Genomic DNA, 17273 nt, shown 5'->3' with positions numbered 1-17273 from the left:
CCGACTGCCCCGGTAAAGGTGTTCGTCGGGGCATTCGCGAAGGCCCGAAAACTGCTGTGACAGCATTCATCGCTTTAACAGCGAATTATTGCATATCTTCGCCACGCGCCAGGACGGCGGCGAGTGCCTGCTCAAAGCCGGACGCCTCGCTGGCGCCCCGGGTCGGGTCCTGCTGGCGTACGTCGATCACATGTCCGGTCAGCTCGGAGAGGAGGACGTCCAGCGAGGTGCGGGCCACGGCCTCCGAGGAGAGCAGGGTGCCCGCCGGCTCGGCGCCGAAGGCCTTGGTCCGCATCGGCGTGGCCGTCCGCTCGGGGTTGACGCAGTTCACCCGGATACCGTCGCCGGCCCACTCGTCCGACAGCGCCTGGGTCAGATTGACCATGGCGGCCTTGGTGGAGGAGTAGAGGCTGTACTCGGCGCGGCCGCGCGTGTAGCTGGAGGACGTGTAGAGCAGCAGCTGCCCCTTGGTCTCCGCCAGGTACTTGTAGGAGGCGCGGGCGATGTGGACGGGCGCCAGGTAGTTGACGTTCAGCGCTTCCTGGATGGTGTTGTTGTCCGTCTCGGCCAGCTTGCCGATGCGGAGCACGCCCGCCGTGTTGATGACGTAGTCGATCCGGCCGGTCTCGGAATACGCCTTGGAGAGGGCGTCGTCCACGTGCTCCGGGTTCTCGACGTGGGTGCCGGTGGTGGAGCGGCCCAGCGCGTAGACCTTGGCGCCGTACTGCTCGGCGAGGGCGGCGATGTCGGCGCCGATCCCGTAGGAGCCGCCGAAGACGACGAGGGTGCGGCCCTGGAGCAGCTCGCGGTAGGCGGCCTCGTCGGCCTGGGCGGGGGCGGCGGTGGACGCCAGCTGGAAGAGCTTGTCCGCGATGAAGACGTCGACCGGCTGGGTCACCTTCATGTTGTACTCGTCGCCGGCGACGACGTGGATCGGGACGTCCGGCAGGTACTTGAGGACGACCGAGCAGTCGTCGGTGGCCTGGAAGTTCGGGTCGCCCGCGGCGACCTCGTACGCCCGGCGGATGGTGGAGAGCTTGAACGCCTGCGGGGTCTGGCCGCGGCGCAGCCGGGAGCGGTCGGGGACGTCGGTGATGAACTCGCCGTCCTCGCCGTGGGTGCGGGTGACGATGATCGTGTCCGCGGACGGGATGGCGACGTCGACGGCCTGGTAGCGGCCGAGGGCGTCGACACAGTCCTCGATCACGCGCTGTGACAGCAGCGGGCGGACGGCGTCGTGGAAGAGGACATTGCGGTCCTCGCCCTCGGCCAGGCCCTCGCCGAGGGCGGCGATGGCGCGCTCGGTGGTCTCGTTGCGGGTGCTGCCGCCCTCGATGACCTTGACGACCTTGGTCAGACCGGCCTTGGCGACGATCTTCTCCACGTCGGGCACATAGCCGGGCGCCATCAGCACGATCACATCGTCGATGGCGTCGGTCTGCTGGAAGATGCTCAGCGTGTGCTCGATGACGGCCTTGCCGGCGATCTTCAGCAGCTGCTTCGGGATCGAGAGACCCACTCGCTGACCGGTACCCCCGGCCAGGACGACAGCCGTGGTACGGGGCTTGGCTTCGTGCACAGACACAGAACGACCTACCTTCAGACGAGTGAGACCGTGCGATGGTCGCACTCTGTGTGACCGTCTCGCAAGGTGGACAGGGACCGCCCCGCCCCCGCCCGCCACCGGCTGTTCACGGTGGGAGCTGGGAGGTTGACTCCGACGGTACGGGCCGCATGCGTGACGGAAACCACATTCTGGCCGGGTTTGGGTGGTCCCGGTGCCCGGGGGCGGGGCGCCGCCGGCCGCCCCCGGGTCCGTCTCAGCGGTCGGTCACCCGCACCAGCAGCTCGTTCCCTCCTCCATAGATCAGCGAGATCTTCACGAGTCGCTGCTCACGGCGCTGGATCCGGCGCAGGGCGCGGCGGGCCAGCAGCATCGGCCGGGGCTTGTGGGTGAGGGCGTCGGGGTAGACGAAGACATCACCCTTCTGGACCACGTCGTCAAGGAGTCTGCCCACCCGTACCGGCTCGTGGCCGGGGGTGAAGCGGAGCCAGATGTCCCACAGGTCCTTCTCGGTGAGCTGGCGGCGGGCCAGGGTGTCGCCGGGGACGACGACCTGGAAGCCGCGGGTGCCCTCGCGGGTGCCGGGCAGGACGACCTCGTCGGCGGCGTCGCCCCGGCGGCGCATGATCAGGGCGGGCTCGCCGGCCGGGTCCACGGGGCCGACGACCCGGCCTTCGAGGATCATGTTCGGCCCGGACCGGCGGATCCGGCCGGCCTCGACATGCACCTGCCGTACCCAGGAGCGCAGCTCCAGCCGGTGGTGGGGCGTCTGCCGGTAGGGCACCAGATGGCGCACCCCGGTCCCGAGGGTCATACGGTCCTGGACCCGCAGGGAGCCGCGCTGGTCGACGGAGCGGCAGCCCAGCGGGGCGCGCAGCGAGCCGGCGGGGTGCTCGGCGTGGCAGGTCCAGCGGCCCTCGGCGAACTCGTCCCCGGCGGGGATGACGGCGGTGCCGGCCCGGGTGAAGGGGTAGACGCGTTCGTCGGCGGTGCCGTCGGCGCGGGTACGGGAGCAGATCAGCCGCAGTCCGGGGTAGGCGAGGAACATGGCCTCGGCGTCGAGCAGCGACACGGTCAGGGAGCCGTCGGCCTCGGCGACGCAGTCGGCGACCGGCGCGAACTCGCCCGCGGCACCGCCGGCGGCCGGGGCGGGGGCGCTCTCCGTGCGCGGGGCGGGCCGGACGGGGGCCTCGACGCCGAGTTCGGCGAAGAGGTCGAGATAGCGGTCGGCGATCGCGGCGGGGTCGAAGCGGCGGGAGTTCTCGATGGCCGCCTTGCCCATGCTCCGGCGCAGCTGCTCGTCCTCGATGAGGGTGAGGAGGGCGCGGGCGACGGCGTCGGCCTTGCCGACGGGGACGACGAGCCCGTCCTCGCCGGCGGTGATGATCTCGCGCGGGCCGTAGTCGCAGTCGGTGCTGACGACAGGCAGGCCGTTGCGCATGGCCTCCACCAGGGTCATTCCGAAGGACTCGTGACGGGAGGTGGACACCGCGATCGAGCCCTTGACCCACTCGGGGTCGATGGGCGATCTCGGCCCCATCAGCTGGACGTTGTTGGCCAGTTTGTATTTGAGGATGTGCCGGCGGAGATTGTCCTTTTCGCCGCCCCAGCCGCAAATGCGCAAGTGCCAGTCGGGATGCTTGGCGACGACTTTGGCGAATGCCTTGATCAGGATCTCGTACTGCTTTTCCCGGGAGAGCCGTCCGGCGGCGACCACCAGATTGCCGTCGAGATCGGCGGGGGCGACGGCCGGCTGGGGGACGCTGTTGGGGATGGACAGGATCCGGGTGTCCGGCAGCGACACATTCCGGCGCCAGACCTCGGCGTCGCCCTCGGAGACCGTCACAAAGGCGTCGAGATCGGCGAGGAACGGCCGCATCTCCTCGCGCAGCGCCTTCTTGTGGTGGTTGTGGGTCATGTGTTCCTGACCGATGACCACCGCGCCGCCGGGGGCGAACTGCGCCACGTACGCGACCAGGCCGGGGCGGGTGCCGATGACCACGTCCGCGTCGGAGTCGGCGTAGTGGTCGCGCACCCGCTCGTCGATGAGCCTGCTGTACTCCTTGTACCGCGCCTCGTTCCGGGGGAATGCCTCGGCGGGTTCCTTGTGGCGCGGGTCCTCCAGCTCGCACCCCGGGGACTTCCGGTTGTTGTTGAAGAGGTCCACCAGCGTGATGCGCGGGTCTATGTCGAAGGCGGTGTCGAACCGGTGCCGGAAGATGGACACGATCTCGATCTCATGCCGGTCGACCAGCTCCTCCGCCAGATTCAGCGTGGTGCGGATCGTGCCGCCGATCCCGTGGATCGTATGGATGAGAAAGGAAATCTTCACCGATGCTCCGCTCGTCTGCCGGGACCTGTCCTGCGTGTCCCGTGAGATACGACGGGTGACGGGGGCTTGGGGTTGTACGGAAATGCGACTGGAAAGGTGAGACGAAAAACGCATCGGCGCGGGGTGTACGCCTCCGGTGAGGCGGCCCCCGCGCCGATGCGGTCGGTCACTTGAAGGGATCGAACTCGTCGTACGCCTGCTGGGCGTCGTCGCGTTCCGCGTCGCGGTCCCGGCGGCGCTGGGCCGCGGGCCTGGGGGCTTCCATCCGGTGGTCCTCGCCCCGGCGGCCGAGCATCTCGGCGCCGGCGTTCATGGACGGCTCCCAGTCGAAGACCACGGCGTTGTCCTCGGGGCCGATGGCGACGCCGTCGCCCGCGCGGGCGCCCGCCTTCATCAGCTGGTCCTCGACACCGAGGCGGTTGAGGCGGTCGGCGAGATAGCCCACGGCCTCGTCGTTGTTGAAGTCGGTCTGGCGCACCCAGCGCTCCGGCTTCTCGCCGCGGACGCGGAAGAGGCCGTCGGCCTCCTGCCGGACGGTGAAGCCGGCGTCGTCCACGGCCTTGGGCCGGATGACGATCCGGGTGGCCTCCTGGACCGGCTTGGCCGCACGGGCCTCGGCGACGATCCCGGCCAGCGCGAAGGACAGCTCCTTCAGACCGGTACGGGCCACGGCCGACACCTCGAAGATCCGGTAGCCGCGCGCCTGGAGGTCGGGGCGGATCAGCTCGGCGAGGTCCTGGCCGTCGGGGATGTCGACCTTGTTGAGGACGACGATCCGGGGCCGGTCCTCCAGGCCGCCGTACTGCTTCAGCTCGGCCTCGATCGCGTCGAGGTCGGAGAGCGGGTCGCGCTCGGACTCCAGCGTCGCCGTGTCCAGTACGTGCACCAGCACCGAGCAGCGCTCGACATGGCGCAGGAACTCCAGGCCGAGGCCCTTGCCCTGGCTGGCGCCGGGGATCAGACCGGGGACGTCGGCCATGGTGTAGACGGTGGAGCCGGCCGTCACGACACCGAGGTTGGGCACCAGGGTGGTGAAGGGGTAGTCGGCGATCTTCGGCTTGGCCGCGCTGAGCACGGAGATCAGGGACGACTTGCCGGCGCTGGGGTAGCCGACGAGGGCCACGTCCGCGACGGTCTTCAGCTCCAGGACCACGTCCCGGGCCTCGCCGGGCACGCCGAGCAGCGCGAAACCGGGCGCCTTGCGGCGGGCGGAGGACAGGGCCGCGTTGCCGAGGCCGCCCCGGCCGCCCTGGCCCGCGACGAAGGTGGTGCCGTGGCCGACGAGGTCGGCGAGGACCTCACCGTGCCTGTCGAGGACGACGGTCCCGTCCGGCACCGGCAGGACCAGGTCCTGGCCGTCCTTGCCGGAGCGGTTGCCGCCCTCGCCGGGCTGGCCGTTGGTGGCCTTGCGGTGGGGGCTGTGGTGGTAGTCGAGAAGGGTGGTCACCGACTGGTCGACGACGAGGATCACATCGCCGCCGCGGCCGCCGTTGCCGCCGTCGGGGCCGCCGAGCGGCTTGAACTTCTCCCGGTGGACGGAGGCACAGCCGTGACCTCCGTTACCCGCGGCGACATGCAGTTCGACGCGGTCCACGAAGGTGGTCATGGGGTGCCTCCAGTGCTGGGGAAAACTGGTGAAACGCTCTAGCTCTAACACAGCGAAGGCGGACCCGCTTCCCCGGGGAAAACCCCTGGGGGAAGTGTGGTCCGCCTCCGCAGAAACCAACGGGACACGCCGGAAAATTCCCTCAAGGGGAACCGCTCCGCCGTGATCTCGTCCTCCGGTGTGGAAACCGCCCGCGTGGATCACGCTCGACGGTGACCGAGGTACGAGGTCCGAGCGCCACCCGGGGGCGGCGCGGGAACGACGTGACTACTCGGCGACCGGAACGATGTTCACGACCTTGCGGCCACGGTGACGGCCGAACTCGACCGCACCGGCGTTCAGCGCGAACAGGGTGTCGTCGCCGCCGCGGCCGACGCCCGTGCCCGGGTGGAAGTGGGTGCCGCGCTGGCGGACCAGGATCTCACCGGCGTTGACGACCTGACCGCCGAAGCGCTTCACGCCGAGCCGCTGAGCATTGGAATCGCGACCGTTCCGGGTGGACGATGCGCCCTTCTTGTGTGCCATGTCTCCTCAGTCCCTTACTTCGCGGCGGTGGGGATGCCGGTGACCTTGATCGCCGTGTACTGCTGGCGGTGACCCTGGCGGCGGCGGTAGCCGGTCTTGTTCTTGTAGCGCAGGATGTCGATCTTCGCGCCCTTGTGGTGGTCCACGACCTCGGCCGTGACCTTGATTCCGGCCAGCACCCACGGGTCGCTGGTCACGGCGTCGCCGTCGACCAGGAGCAGGGTAGAGAGCTCTACCGTGTCGCCGACCTTGGCGGTGGAAATCTTGTCAACCTCGACGATGTCGCCGACAGCAACCTTGTGCTGGCGACCACCGCTGCGCACGATGGCGTACACGCGGAACTCTCTTTCGCTCGGAACGGGCCCCTGATGCCAGCCGTCCGCACGGGCCGGGGCCCGCGACGATCCGGAAGGACGAACGGCCTCTCCCGGCCCGGCGGAGCCCGGCGGGAGGAGGGTGCTCAGGGGAGGGTGTGCAGGGAGACACACCGAGGGTCCAGGGTACGGGGGGCTCTCCGGAGGGTCAAACCGGGCCTATGCTCGCGGCACGGCGTCACGGAGCGGTGACCTGTCGTTCCGTACGGTCGCCACGACCGCACGGCAGAAGCGGTGACGGGAGGCGGCCCCGGTGGAGCACCCGGTGGATTACAGCGTACGGGCCACCGCGCAGGTGGACCCGACCGCCGAGATCGGCCCCGGCAGCACCGTCTGGGAGCTGGCGCAGATCAGGGAGGGGGCCCGGCTCGGCGGCGGCTGCGTGATCGGCCGGGGCGCCTATGTCGGGGCGGGCGTACGGCTGGGCGACAACTGCAAGGTGCAGAACCACGCCCTCGTGTACGAGCCCGCCGAGCTGGGGGACGGGGTCTTCGTCGGCCCCGCCGCCGTGCTGACCAACGACCGCCGCCCGCGCGCGGTGGACCCCTCCGGGCGGCGCAAGGGCGCCGGCGACTGGGAGCCGGTGGGCGTACGGATCTCGCAGGGCGCCTCCGTGGGGGCGCGCGCGGTCTGTGTGGCGCCGCTGCGGATCGGCCGCTGGGCGATGGTGGCGGCGGGGGCGGTGGTCACCCGGGACGTGCCCGACTTCGCGCTGGTCGCGGGGGTGCCCGCCCGCCGCATCGGCTGGGTCGGCCGGGCGGGCGCCCGGCTGGTGGCCCGGCCGGACGAACCGGGGGTGTGGCGGTGCCCGGAGACGGGCGCGCGCTACCGGGCGGCGGGCGACGGACTGGAAGAAGCGGACTGACTGAAAGGGACGGGGTGTCTCACCCGGGCGGCGGGCGGTCCGGGAGCAGCCGGGTGTAGAGCGCGTCCAGCACCTCGGCCTGTGCCTCCCAGGTCCAGCCGTCGAGCAGCCCCGGCCGCCCGTACGCCTTCCGGTACCGCCCGGGGTCGGCCAGTACCTCCTTCGCCGCCCGGACGAAGTCCTCCGGGTCCCCCGCCCGGAAGATCTCGCCCTGGCCGGTCTCCCGCACCGTCTCGGCCATCGTGCGGATGTCGCTCACCAGCAGCGGCAGCCCGGCCTGCGAGTACTCGAAGAACTTGTTGCTCAGCGCCAGCTCGTGGTTGGCGAGGTGGCGCAGCGGGCTGACCGCCGCGTCCGCCGTGGCGAGGAACGCGGGGACCTGCCAGTGCGGTACGTAGGGCAGGAGGTGCACCCGGTCGGCGACCCCGGCGGCGACGGCGGCCTTGCGGGTGCCGTTCACGGCCTTCATCTTCCGGGGGGTGACGGAGACCAGCGCGAGATGGACGCCCGGCAGCGCGGGCAGGGCGTCGATCACGGTGTCGACCCCGCGTACGGCGCTGATCCCGCCCGCGTACACCAGCAGCGGGGTGTCCTTGCCAATCCCGCACAGTGCGCGCAGGTCCGGCAGGGGCGGCGCGTCCGCGATCTCGTCGGCGGCGGGTGCCATGACGGGGGCGTTGAGGACGACGGCGGGCGGCTCGGGCAGCCGGTGCCCGCGCTGGAGCCGGTGGGCGAGCGGCGGGGACACGGTGACGACCGCGTCGGCGAAGCCCGCGTGCTCCCGTTCCCAGGCGATGTGGCCGGGGAGCCAGCGGCCGTGCACCGGGGGCAGCCCGGGGACGAACTCGTGCGCGTCCCAGACCAGCCGGACCGTGCGGCCCCGGGCCCGGCCCCGGACCGCCGCGCGCGCCCCGACGCCCAGCATCCGGAAGTCGTGGGCGTGGATCAGGTCGGGTTCGAAGGCGTCGATGTGGGCGGCGAAGGCCAGTTCGTAGTCCCAGAGGTTGGGCATGAGCCGACGCCAGGCGCGCTTGCCGAGCAGCAGGGACCACAGGGCGGTGGTGGCGCGGTCGACGGGGGCGGTGAGCGGCCCCCGTACCTTCTGGAGCTTCGCGGTCTCCCGGGCGCGCAGCCGGACCCAGGAGTTCAGCGCGCGGGCGAGCAGCCGGGGCAGCAGCAGCCGCAGCGCGGAGCCGCCGGCGGCCCCGCCGGGGTGCCCGGCGCGGGCGGCCCGCGCGGCGGCCCGGCGGAAGGCCAGGTCGGAGCGCCAGGCCTTCACGGACTGCACCCGGTAGCGGGCGAGCTGCTGGGAGCGGTACGCGAGGGGGCGGCGCAGCATCGGATGGCGCAGCTCGTGGCGGCGGGGCTCCAGGTGGGCGGGTTTGGGGACGAGGCGGACCTGGGCGCCGCCGAGCCGGAAGGTCTGGATGCGGGTGGTCGGTGACACGCCGAAGAGGATGACGTCCCAGCCGGCGCGGGCGGCGGAGCGGGCGGCCTTCTGGACGCGGGAGTCGGCCTTGACGCCGTTGTCGACGAGCATCACCACCCGTCCGCGCGTGGGGCGGGCCGGTGGGCCGCCGGTCTCCGGTGGGGCGGGTGGGGCGGTCGGGTCGGTCGTTGGTGTCCCGGGCTTCATCCGTGCGCCTCCTGCCGCTCGCGCTGCGCTGCCGTGGTCGTCGTTCCCGCTGCTTCCGTTGTTCCGCTGCTTCCGTTCGCGATGCCTGTTGTTCGCGGTGCCTGTTGTTCGCGGTGCCTGCCGTCGCCGGCCGGAGGCCCATCGTCCCTTTCCGACCCGTTTTCGGATAGATTCGCCACGCGTGGATTCACAGGTGGTCCCCCGGCGGAGCCCCGAGCGGCTGCGCCCCGACTCGGCGGGGAGAGCCGGATGAAGGTCCTGAGCGTCGTCGGTGCCCGCCCGCAGCTGGTCAAGCTGGCCCCGGTCGCGGCGGCCTTCGCGGACACCGGCCACCGGCATGTGATCGTCCACACCGGGCAGCACTACGACGCGGCCCTCTCCGACGTCTTCTTCTCCGGTCTGGCCATCCCCGCCCCGGACGTCCATCTCGGGATCGGCTCCGGCAGCCACGGAGCACAGACGGGCGCCGCGCTCGCCGCGCTGGACCCCGTACTCGCGGAGCAGCGGCCCGACTGGGTGCTCGTCTACGGGGACACCAACTCCACCCTCGCGGGCGCGCTGGCGGCGGTGAAGCTGCGGCTGCCCGTCGCCCATCTGGAGGCGGGGCTGCGCTCCTTCAACCGGCGGATGCCGGAGGAGCACAACCGGGTGCTCACCGACCACTGCGCCGATCTGCTGCTGGCCCCCACCCGGGAGGCGGTGCGACTGCTCGCGGCCGAGGGGCTGGGCGCGCGCACCCGCCTGGCGGGGGATGTGATGGCGGACATCTGTCTGCGGATCCGGGACGCGGTGCTCGCCGGGGAGCACCCGCCGCCCGCGCTGCCCGCCGGGGTGCCGCCCGAGGGGCCGTTCCTGCTGGCCACGCTGCACCGCCCGGACAACACCGACGACCCGGCCCGGCTCGACGCGCTGATCGGGGCGCTGGCCGCGCTGCCGCTGCCAGTGGCGCTGCCGGCCCATCCCCGGCTGACGGCGCGCGCCGGGGAGTACGGGATCGACCTGGCGCGCGGCTCGGTCCGGGTGGGCGCGCCGCTGCCGTACGCGGATCTCGTCGGCGCGGTCCTGGCGTCGGCGGGGGTGGTGACCGACTCGGGCGGGCTCCAGAAGGAGGCGTTCCTGCTGGGGCGGGTGTGCACGACGATCCGTCCGGAGACGGAGTGGGTGGAGACGCTGGAGGGTGGCTGGAATCTGCTGGTCCCCGATCCGCACGGGATCCCGGTGGAGCGCTGGGGCCGGCTGGCGGCCAGGCCGGCGCCCCCGGGTCCGCGCCCGGCCCCGTACGGCGACGGCCGGGCTGCGCACCGGGTGGTGCGGCTGCTGGAGGCCGCCGTACCGGCTCTGGCCAGCTAGGACGCCAGGAAGGCGGCGAGTGCGGCAACGGTCGCGGTCCCGTCGTGGTGGGTACGGGCGAAGGCGGCGCACTCGGCGCCGATGCGGGCGGCCTGGTCGCGGTCGTCCAGGAGGCGTTCCAGTACGGCGCCCAGTGTGGTGGGGGTGGCGTCGACGATCGGTGGCCGGATACCGCAGGCGGCGACGGACGCCTCGTCCACGTGCGCGATCACGGGCCGGCCCGCCGCCATGCCCTCGCAGGCGAAAGTGCCGTATGTACCGGTCCCGAACTGGTCGATCACCAGGTCCGCCTCCTTCACCAGGCCGGCGACGGCGGCCCTGGGCACTCCTTCCAGCAGCCGGAAGTCGATGATCCGGCGGTCGTGGAGGTCTTCGAGGAGGGGCAGCACCCGGTCGGTGCCCTTGGCCCAGCGCGCGGACGGGGCGTGCAGGACGAGCGGCCGGGCGCGTGCCATGACGGGCCGGTCCGACGCCCAGGCCGCCATGTCCACGACCAGCGGCGCCCAGCGGGCCGTCGGGAGGTCCAGCAGCAGGTCGGGGGTGGTGACGAAGACCGGCAGACCGGCCTCGGCGGCGATCCGGCGGTTGCGTACGGACTGGGTGGTCAGGGACTTCTCGTAGCCGTCGGGGGCGTCCCGGAAGAGGGAGTGGGGGACGCGGGCCCGGTGCCGGGCCGGGTCGCGGACCTCGCTGCCGTGGGCGAGGAGCGCCACCCTGATCCCGGCGTGGGCGAGGGCGGCGAGGTCGCCTTCGACGCTGACGCCGTTGAGGGGGCCGAAGACGGGCCGGAAGGCGTCGGCGAGGAGGTGGGTGTAGCGGCGTACGGTCCGCTGGACGAGTTCGAGCTGGACGTCGAGGTTCCTGAGGGCCGCGCCGTCCACGTAGACGTCGGCGGGGTAGTCGTGTTTCGCGGGCGCGGTGCGGTGCTTGACGACCTCGGCGGAGACGTCGGCGCGGTGGTGGGTGACGGCGGTGGCGAAGGCGGCGAGCTGGCCGGCGTAGTTGGCGGGGGCGAGGCCGAGGCGGATGCGGGTGGGGCCGAGGGGGCGCCAGTCGCGTTCGGGGTGCTCGGGCGGGGTGGTGGTGCCGGGCGCGGTCCCGGCGGCCGGGACCGCGCCCCCGGCTCCCGGCCGCCGGGGGTGCGGGGTCGCGGCCGTCAGCTCCCCCACGTCCCAGCGGGGGTCGGCCGGCGGGGCGGCGGGGACCCGCCCGGAGATGGCGGTGTACAGCCCGAGCAGGGTGTCGGCCTCGTGTTCCCAGGACAGTTCGGTGAGGAGGTCGTCGGTGATGTGCGCCCGCAGGGCGTCCCGGCCGGCCCCGGCCCGGCGGACGGCGGCCGCGAAGGAGGCGGGGTCCTCGGCGGTGAAGACCTCGCCGACGCCGTGTTCGAGGACGAAGTCGCGGGTGGCCCGGATGTCGCTGGTGACGATCGGCAGTCCGGCGTGCAGATACTCGCCCGCCTTGGTGGGCAGCGAGTTCTCCGTGTTGGGCAGCCGGTGGAAGGGGATGAGACCGAGATCGGCGCCGGAGAGATAGTCGGCGACCTGGTGCGGGGGGACATAGGGCAGGACATGGAGGCGGTGGCGCACCCCGAGCCGTTCGGCCTGCCGGCAGAGCGCGGTGAGCGCGGCCCCGGGCCGTCCCGCGACCAGCGCCAGATGGTGGTCCGGCAGCTCCGGCAGGGCGTCGACGGCGGTGCCGAGCCCCCGGTCCGGGGCGATCCAGCCCGCGTACACGAGCAGCGGGACACCGGGGCCGAGGCCGCAGGCCGTACGGACGCAGGCCTGCCCGGCCCACTGTCCGACGGCCGCCCGGACGGGCGCGTTGCGGACGACGGCGGGCAGGGCGCCCAGCCTGTGGTCGCGCCGGAGCAGCCGGGCCAGGTCGGCGGAGACGGTCACGACGGCGTCGGCGCGGTGGATGTACTCGCGTTCCACGGCGGTGAACGCGCTGCGCAGCGCGGGCCTGGCCCAGGCGATCCCGGCGACGTACTCGTGGGCGTCGTACAGCCAGGCGCAGCGGTGGCCCCGGGCCCGCAGCCGGGCGGCGGAGCGGGCGGCGGTGTGCAGGGTGGTGATGTCGTTGGCGTGGACGACGTCGGGGGCCAGGTCCTCGATCCAGGGGCCGAACGCGAGGTCGAGATCGAGGAGCGCGGGGTGGTCGCGGCGCCAGTCGCCGCTGGCGCGGACGGTCTTGCGGCGCTGCTCCCAGCGGTAGGCGCGGATCCGGAGCCGGTGGGCGGCGCGCCGGGCGCGGACCCAGATCCGCAGCGGCGGGGCGAGCGGGGAACCGGTGAGGTGGCCGATGCGGGTGGTGGCCTCGCGGACCCAGACGCGGTGGGCGTCGCGGATCTGGTCGAGGGCGGTGCGGTCGCGGATGCCCCACTGGGTGATGCGGGCGCGGGCGCCGCCCCGGTTTCGGCGGGCGTTGACCAGGCGTTCCATCCGGTTGCCGACGGGCAGGCGGACGACGCGGACGGGTCCGAGCCAGGAGTGTTCGGGTTTCTTCCCGGCGGCCCGGCCGATGAGGGTGACGTCCCAGCCGGCGTGGGCGGCGGCGAGTGCGGTCTTCTGCACGCGGGAGTCCCCGGTGATGCCGTTGGCGACGACGACGGCGAGGGTGGGGCGGGGGGCGGGGTTCGCTGAGGTCGCAGGGTTCGCGGAGGTCGCGGAGGTCGCGGGGTTCGCGGGGTTCGCGGGGTTCGCGGAGGTCATGCTCGTCCTTCCGTCGCGCGTGGGCGGGGGCGGGGGCGGTACCGGCGGACGGGGCTCAGCCGCCGATGACGATCCTTCGGACGCCCCGCCACAGGCCGGGGTCGGTGGTGCGGCGGCCGTCGACGAGGACCCGTACGCCCGGCAGGTCGGCGGCGGACAGCGCCCGGTACTCGGTGTGGTCGGTGTGGAGGACGGCGGCGGTGACCGCTTCGCCCCGGTGGGGGGTCAGGCCCCGGTCCGCGAGTTCGCCGTCCGTGTACAGCGGGTCGGTGACATAGGGGACGGCGCCGCGCGCGGCGAGCGCGGCGACGGTGGGGAAGACGCCGGAGAACGCGGTCTCCTTCACCCCGCCCCGGTAGGCGGCGCCCAGGACCAGGACCGGGGCCCCGGCCAGCTCCCCGTAGGCGTCGGCGAGCAGGTCGACGGCGTACGCGGGCATCGCGGCGTTGGCTTCGCGCGCGGCGCGGACCACGGTGGCGCCGGGGTCGTTCCACAGGTACATCCGGGGGTAGACGGGGATGCAGTGCCCGCCGACGGCGATCCCGGGCCGGTGGATGCGGCTGTACGGCTGGGAGTTGCAGGCGTCGATGACCGGCTCGATGTCGATGCCGTGCCGGCCGGCGAACCGGGCGAACTGGTTGGCGAGGGCGATGTTGACGTCGCGATAGCTGGTCTCGGCGAGTTTGGCCAGCTCGGCGGCTTCGGCGCTGCCGAGGTCCCAGACCCCGTTGGGGCGCGGCAGCTCGGGCCGGGGGTCGAAGTCCAGCACCCGTCCGTAGAAGTCGGCCCCGCGCCGGGCCGACTCCGGGCAGACGCCGCCGACGAGTTTGGGGTAGCGGCGCAGATCGGCGAGGACCTGCCCGGAGAGGACCCGCTCGGGCGAGTGGACCAGCCAGAAGCCGGTGCCGGGGACGAGTGCGGACTCCTGCTGGAGCAGCGGCCCGATCCGGGTACGCGTGGTGCCGACGGGGAGGGTGGTCTCGTACGAGACGAGAGTGCCGGGCCGCAGCCCCCGGCCCACGGACCGGGTCGCGGAGTCGAGGGCGCGGAAGTCGGGCACCCCGGCCGCGTCGGTGACGAGGGGGACGACGACCACGACGGCGTCGGCGCCGGCGACAGCCTCGGCGGTGTCGGTGGTGGCGGTGAGCAGCCCGGAGCCGACGGCGTCCTTGAGGAGCCGATCCAGTCCTCTTTCGCCGGGGAAGGGTTCGGTGCCCGCGTTGACCAGGTCGACGACCCGCTCGTCGGTGTCGGCGCCGGTGACGCGGTGGCCCTTGACGGCGCACTGGACGGCGAACGGCAGACCGATCTTGCCGAGCGCCACCACGCAGATGTCCATCGGTCAGCCCTTCGGGTGCGAGTGCGTGCGGGGACGGGGACGGTTGCGGATACGGGTACGGGAACGGGGACGGTTACGGAAGGGGAGCGCGCGGGCGATCCGCCGCCGTACCCGGGCCAGCGGCGACGGGCGCGGCGGCGGGAACATCGGGCCGGTGACGACGGTCAGCCGCCCCTTGCCGTTGATCCGGACGGCCGCCCGGTAGGAGTCGGTGAGCCGCCAGCGGCGGGCGACCGGCAGCGGGGTGCCGCGCACCCGGACCGGGATCTCGTACACCCGCCCGGCGAGCCGGAGATGGACCCGCACGGCGAGGGAGGCGGTCCGCGCGGCGACGGGGATCCGGGCGTGGACGACCGTGCCCCGGCCGCCGGGGGCCGGCTCGTACCGGACGTCCCCGGGCGCGGGCCGCACGACGGCGCCGGCGGGCAGGCGCCGGCCGCCGGGCCCGTCGGCGCTCCTCGGCAGGGCGCCGGGCAGCAGCCGGACCACGGTGCCCCGGGTGTCGCCGGTCAGGGGCACCCGGACGGCGACGGCGAGGGCGAGATCGTCGCCGTCCTGGTCCCAGTCGACGTGGAGCAGCCGGGTGCCGGCGGCGAGCCGGGTGGTGGGGACCTCGCCGAGGAGTTCGAAGACCCGGTCGGGCAGGCCCGACGCGGGGTCCCGGAAGCCGGGGCAGTCCAGGAACGCCCGGTCGCCGTCGACGGCGAAGACGGGCCCGTGGCGCTCCTCGTCCTCGATGGCCCGCAGCAGCAGGCCGAGGGCGCCGCGCTGGGCGAGGGCGATCCGGGTGCGGTGGGCCACCGGGAGGGCGTCGCGCAGCGGTTCGGTGAGGTACGCGTCCGCGAGGGCGGCGATCCCGGCGCAGAGGAGCCCCCGGACGGCGGGGTCGAGCGCGGCGAAACCGTGCCGGAGGAGCTTGGCCAGCTCCCAGCCGAAGTGGCGGGCGAAGAGGCTGTCGCGGTCGGGTCCGGGGCCGATGAGCGCGGCGGCGTCGTGCATGATCCGCGCGGTGCAGCGCAGCTTCTCCGGGTCGCCGGCGGTGTAGGTGATGTTGCCGCTGTCGCCGCGCTTGACGGCGTAGTAGTACGGATAGTCGGCGAGCACGGAGATCCGGCGGGCATGCACACAGGCGGCGATGGTGAACGGCTGGTCGCTGCCGACGGGCAGGTCCTCGGGGAAGCGCAGCCGGTGCCGTTCCAGCAGCTCCCGGCGGAAGAGCTTGGCGTTGGAGAGGGTGAACGGCAGCGCGGAATCACTGAAACCGATGTCGGTGGCGCTGCGGCGGAAGAGGGCCTGGTGGACATAGCGGCCGCCGACGCCGGTCATCCTGCCGATGACGACGTCGGAGCCGTGTTCGTCGGCGAAGGCGACCAGCCGGGCCAGGGCCTCGGGGCCGAGCCGGTCGTCGGCGCCGACGAAGTGGACGTAACGGCCGGTGGCGAGGGCGAGGCCCCGGTTGCTGGGAGCGGCGGGCCCGCCGGAGTTGGGCTGGTGGACGACGGTGACGGTGTCCGGGTAGCGCTCGGCGAAACGATCCAGCTCGGCCGCGCCGCCGTCGGTGGAGCCGTCGTCCACGGCGACGACCTGGAGCGATGCCCGGCCGATGGTCTGGCCGACGACCGATTCCAGGCACTCCGTCAGATAGGGCATGGTGTTGTAGACGGCGAGGACGACGGTGACGTCGGGGACGTCCGGGGCGCCGGTACGGGTACGCGTACCAGGCACGGGGTCGGGGTCGGGCACGGAGTCGGGCACGGGGTCGAGGTCGGGGTCGAGGTCGGGGTCGGTCACGGTCGCGGTCCCGTCTACCGCACCGCGACCGGCTCGGCCAGGTCCACCGTCGTCCCGGCGGCGGCCGACTCCAGCACGGCGACGGCCACCTCGACCGTCCGCAGCCCCTGCCGCAGCGTGCAGATGTCGGCGGAGAGCCCGAGCACCGCGTCCCGGAACAGCTCGTGCTCCACCTGGAGCGGTTCCCGCTTGGGGATCGCGTACCGGATGATGTCGCCCTCCGACACCCCCCGGAACGCCCGCAGCGCCTCCCACTCGGTGGCCTGCGCCGCGTTCGCGTAGAAGGTGAGGTCGGCGGTGAGGGTGTCGGCGGTGAAGCAGCCCTTCTCCCCCGTGACCGAGATGAACCGCTCCTTCAGCGGGCTCAGCCAGTTCACCAGGTGGCTGACCATCGTCCCGTCGGTGAGCCGGCCGACCGCCGCCACCATGTCCTCGTGCGGACGGCCCGACTTGCAGACCGTACGGGCGGAGATCGAGGTGTACGACTGGCCGGTGACCCACCCGGTGAGGTCGATGTCGTGGGTGGCGAGGTCCTTGACCACGCCCACGTCGGCGATCCGGTGCGGGAAGGGGCCCTGGCGGCGGGTGACGACCTGGTAGACGTCGCCGAGTTCGCCCTGCTCCAGGCGGTGGCGCAGGGAGCGCAGCGCCGGATTGCACCGTTCGATGTGGCCCACGCCGGCGACCAGGCCACGGGAGCCGAAGGCGTCGGCGAGCCGGCGGGCGCCCTCGACGGTGTCCGCGACCGGCTTCTCGATCAGCGCGCAGACCCCGGCCCCGGCCAGCTCCAGGCCCACGTCGACATGGAGCGCGGTGGGGCAGGCGACGACGGCGTAGTCGAGGCCCAGAGCGATCAGGGCGGGCAGATCGCGCAGCACGGGGACGCCCGGGACGCAGCCGGCGCGGTCGCCCACCGGGTCGACCACCCCGACGAGTTCGACGCCGTCGAGCGCGGCGAGGACCCGGGCGTGGTGGCGGCCCATCGCGCCGAGTCCGGTGAGGCCGACCCGGAGGGGTGGTGGCGAGGGCGGGAGCGGGAGTGGGGGCGGGTGCGCGGTCACGGCCGGGCCGCCGGACCGTCGCCGGCGGTGCTCTCTTCCACGTCGTCGCGCGGGTCCACGTGGTCGTGCGGGTCCACGTCGTCGCGCGGGTCCACGTGGTCGTGCGGGTCCACGTG

General features: G+C 73.2%; 12 protein-coding genes. 2 read left to right on the top strand and 10 right to left on the bottom strand.

Translation table 11 applies throughout. From position 1 onward, the window contains the following. Positions 1-85: 85 nt before the first annotated feature. The 5 genes from SYYSPA8_RS05650 to rplU form a co-directional block, all read right to left on the bottom strand. The gene (locus SYYSPA8_RS05650; RefSeq protein WP_323445827.1) at positions 86-1585 is read right to left on the bottom strand and encodes a bifunctional cytidylyltransferase/SDR family oxidoreductase; all 1500 of its coding nucleotides are present in this window, start codon (positions 1583-1585) and stop codon (positions 86-88) included. Between the two features lie 235 nt (positions 1586-1820). Then, positions 1821-3896 carry a glycosyltransferase family 4 protein gene (locus SYYSPA8_RS05645; protein ID WP_323445826.1) on the bottom strand — a complete coding sequence of 692 codons (2076 nt, stop codon included), beginning with the start codon at positions 3894-3896 and terminating at the stop codon, positions 1821-1823. Between the two features lie 166 nt (positions 3897-4062). Next, entirely contained in the window at positions 4063-5502 is a 1440-nt protein-coding gene (obgE, locus tag SYYSPA8_RS05640) for a GTPase ObgE (RefSeq protein WP_323445825.1), read from the bottom strand. A gap of 267 nt (positions 5503-5769) precedes the next feature. Then, positions 5770-6027, bottom strand: coding sequence for a 50S ribosomal protein L27 (rpmA, locus tag SYYSPA8_RS05635; RefSeq protein WP_003957557.1), 258 nt, complete (start codon positions 6025-6027; stop codon positions 5770-5772). Positions 6028-6041: 14 nt separating this feature from the next. Further along, positions 6042-6362, bottom strand: coding sequence for a 50S ribosomal protein L21 (gene rplU, locus SYYSPA8_RS05630; RefSeq protein ID WP_323445824.1), 321 nt, complete (start codon positions 6360-6362; stop codon positions 6042-6044). A 304-nt stretch (positions 6363-6666) separates the two neighbouring features. Between rplU and SYYSPA8_RS05625 the strand changes: the two genes are divergently transcribed. Continuing rightward, positions 6667-7266: an acyltransferase gene (locus SYYSPA8_RS05625; protein ID WP_323445823.1), complete on the top strand. Its 600-nt coding sequence runs from the start codon at positions 6667-6669 to the stop codon at positions 7264-7266. Positions 7267-7285: 19 nt separating this feature from the next. Here the strand turns inward: SYYSPA8_RS05625 and SYYSPA8_RS05620 are convergent, their stop codons facing one another. Next, complete coding sequence (locus SYYSPA8_RS05620; protein WP_323445822.1) at positions 7286-8902, bottom strand: glycosyltransferase family 4 protein; 1617 nt, start codon at positions 8900-8902, stop codon at positions 7286-7288. Between the two features lie 249 nt (positions 8903-9151). On the opposite strand from SYYSPA8_RS05620, the gene wecB reads away from it, so the two are divergent. Next, positions 9152-10252 (top strand): non-hydrolyzing UDP-N-acetylglucosamine 2-epimerase, encoded by a 1101-nt coding sequence (wecB, locus tag SYYSPA8_RS05615; RefSeq protein WP_323445821.1) that lies wholly within the window; start codon positions 9152-9154, stop codon positions 10250-10252. Here wecB and SYYSPA8_RS05610 read toward each other — a convergent pair. The 4 genes from SYYSPA8_RS05610 to SYYSPA8_RS05595 form a co-directional block, all read right to left on the bottom strand. After that, positions 10249-12966: a glycosyltransferase gene (locus SYYSPA8_RS05610; RefSeq protein WP_323445820.1), complete on the bottom strand. Its 2718-nt coding sequence runs from the start codon at positions 12964-12966 to the stop codon at positions 10249-10251. The genes wecB and SYYSPA8_RS05610 overlap by 4 nt on opposite strands. Before the next feature lie 55 nt (positions 12967-13021). Next, positions 13022-14305: a nucleotide sugar dehydrogenase gene (locus SYYSPA8_RS05605; protein WP_323445819.1), complete on the bottom strand. Its 1284-nt coding sequence runs from the start codon at positions 14303-14305 to the stop codon at positions 13022-13024. Positions 14306-14308: 3 nt separating this feature from the next. Further along, positions 14309-16048 carry a glycosyltransferase family 2 protein gene (locus SYYSPA8_RS05600; RefSeq protein WP_407705934.1) on the bottom strand — a complete coding sequence of 580 codons (1740 nt, stop codon included), beginning with the start codon at positions 16046-16048 and terminating at the stop codon, positions 14309-14311. A 62-nt stretch (positions 16049-16110) separates the two neighbouring features. Then, positions 16111-17079: a Gfo/Idh/MocA family protein gene (locus tag SYYSPA8_RS05595; protein ID WP_323446318.1), complete on the bottom strand. Its 969-nt coding sequence runs from the start codon at positions 17077-17079 to the stop codon at positions 16111-16113. Positions 17080-17273: the final 194 nt, after the last annotated feature.

Origin of the sequence: Streptomyces yaizuensis, assembly GCF_034961445.1 — a bacterium.
Taxonomy (GTDB): domain Bacteria; phylum Actinomycetota; class Actinomycetes; order Streptomycetales; family Streptomycetaceae; genus Streptomyces; species Streptomyces yaizuensis.
This window is presented reverse-complemented; position numbering and strand designations above follow the sequence as displayed.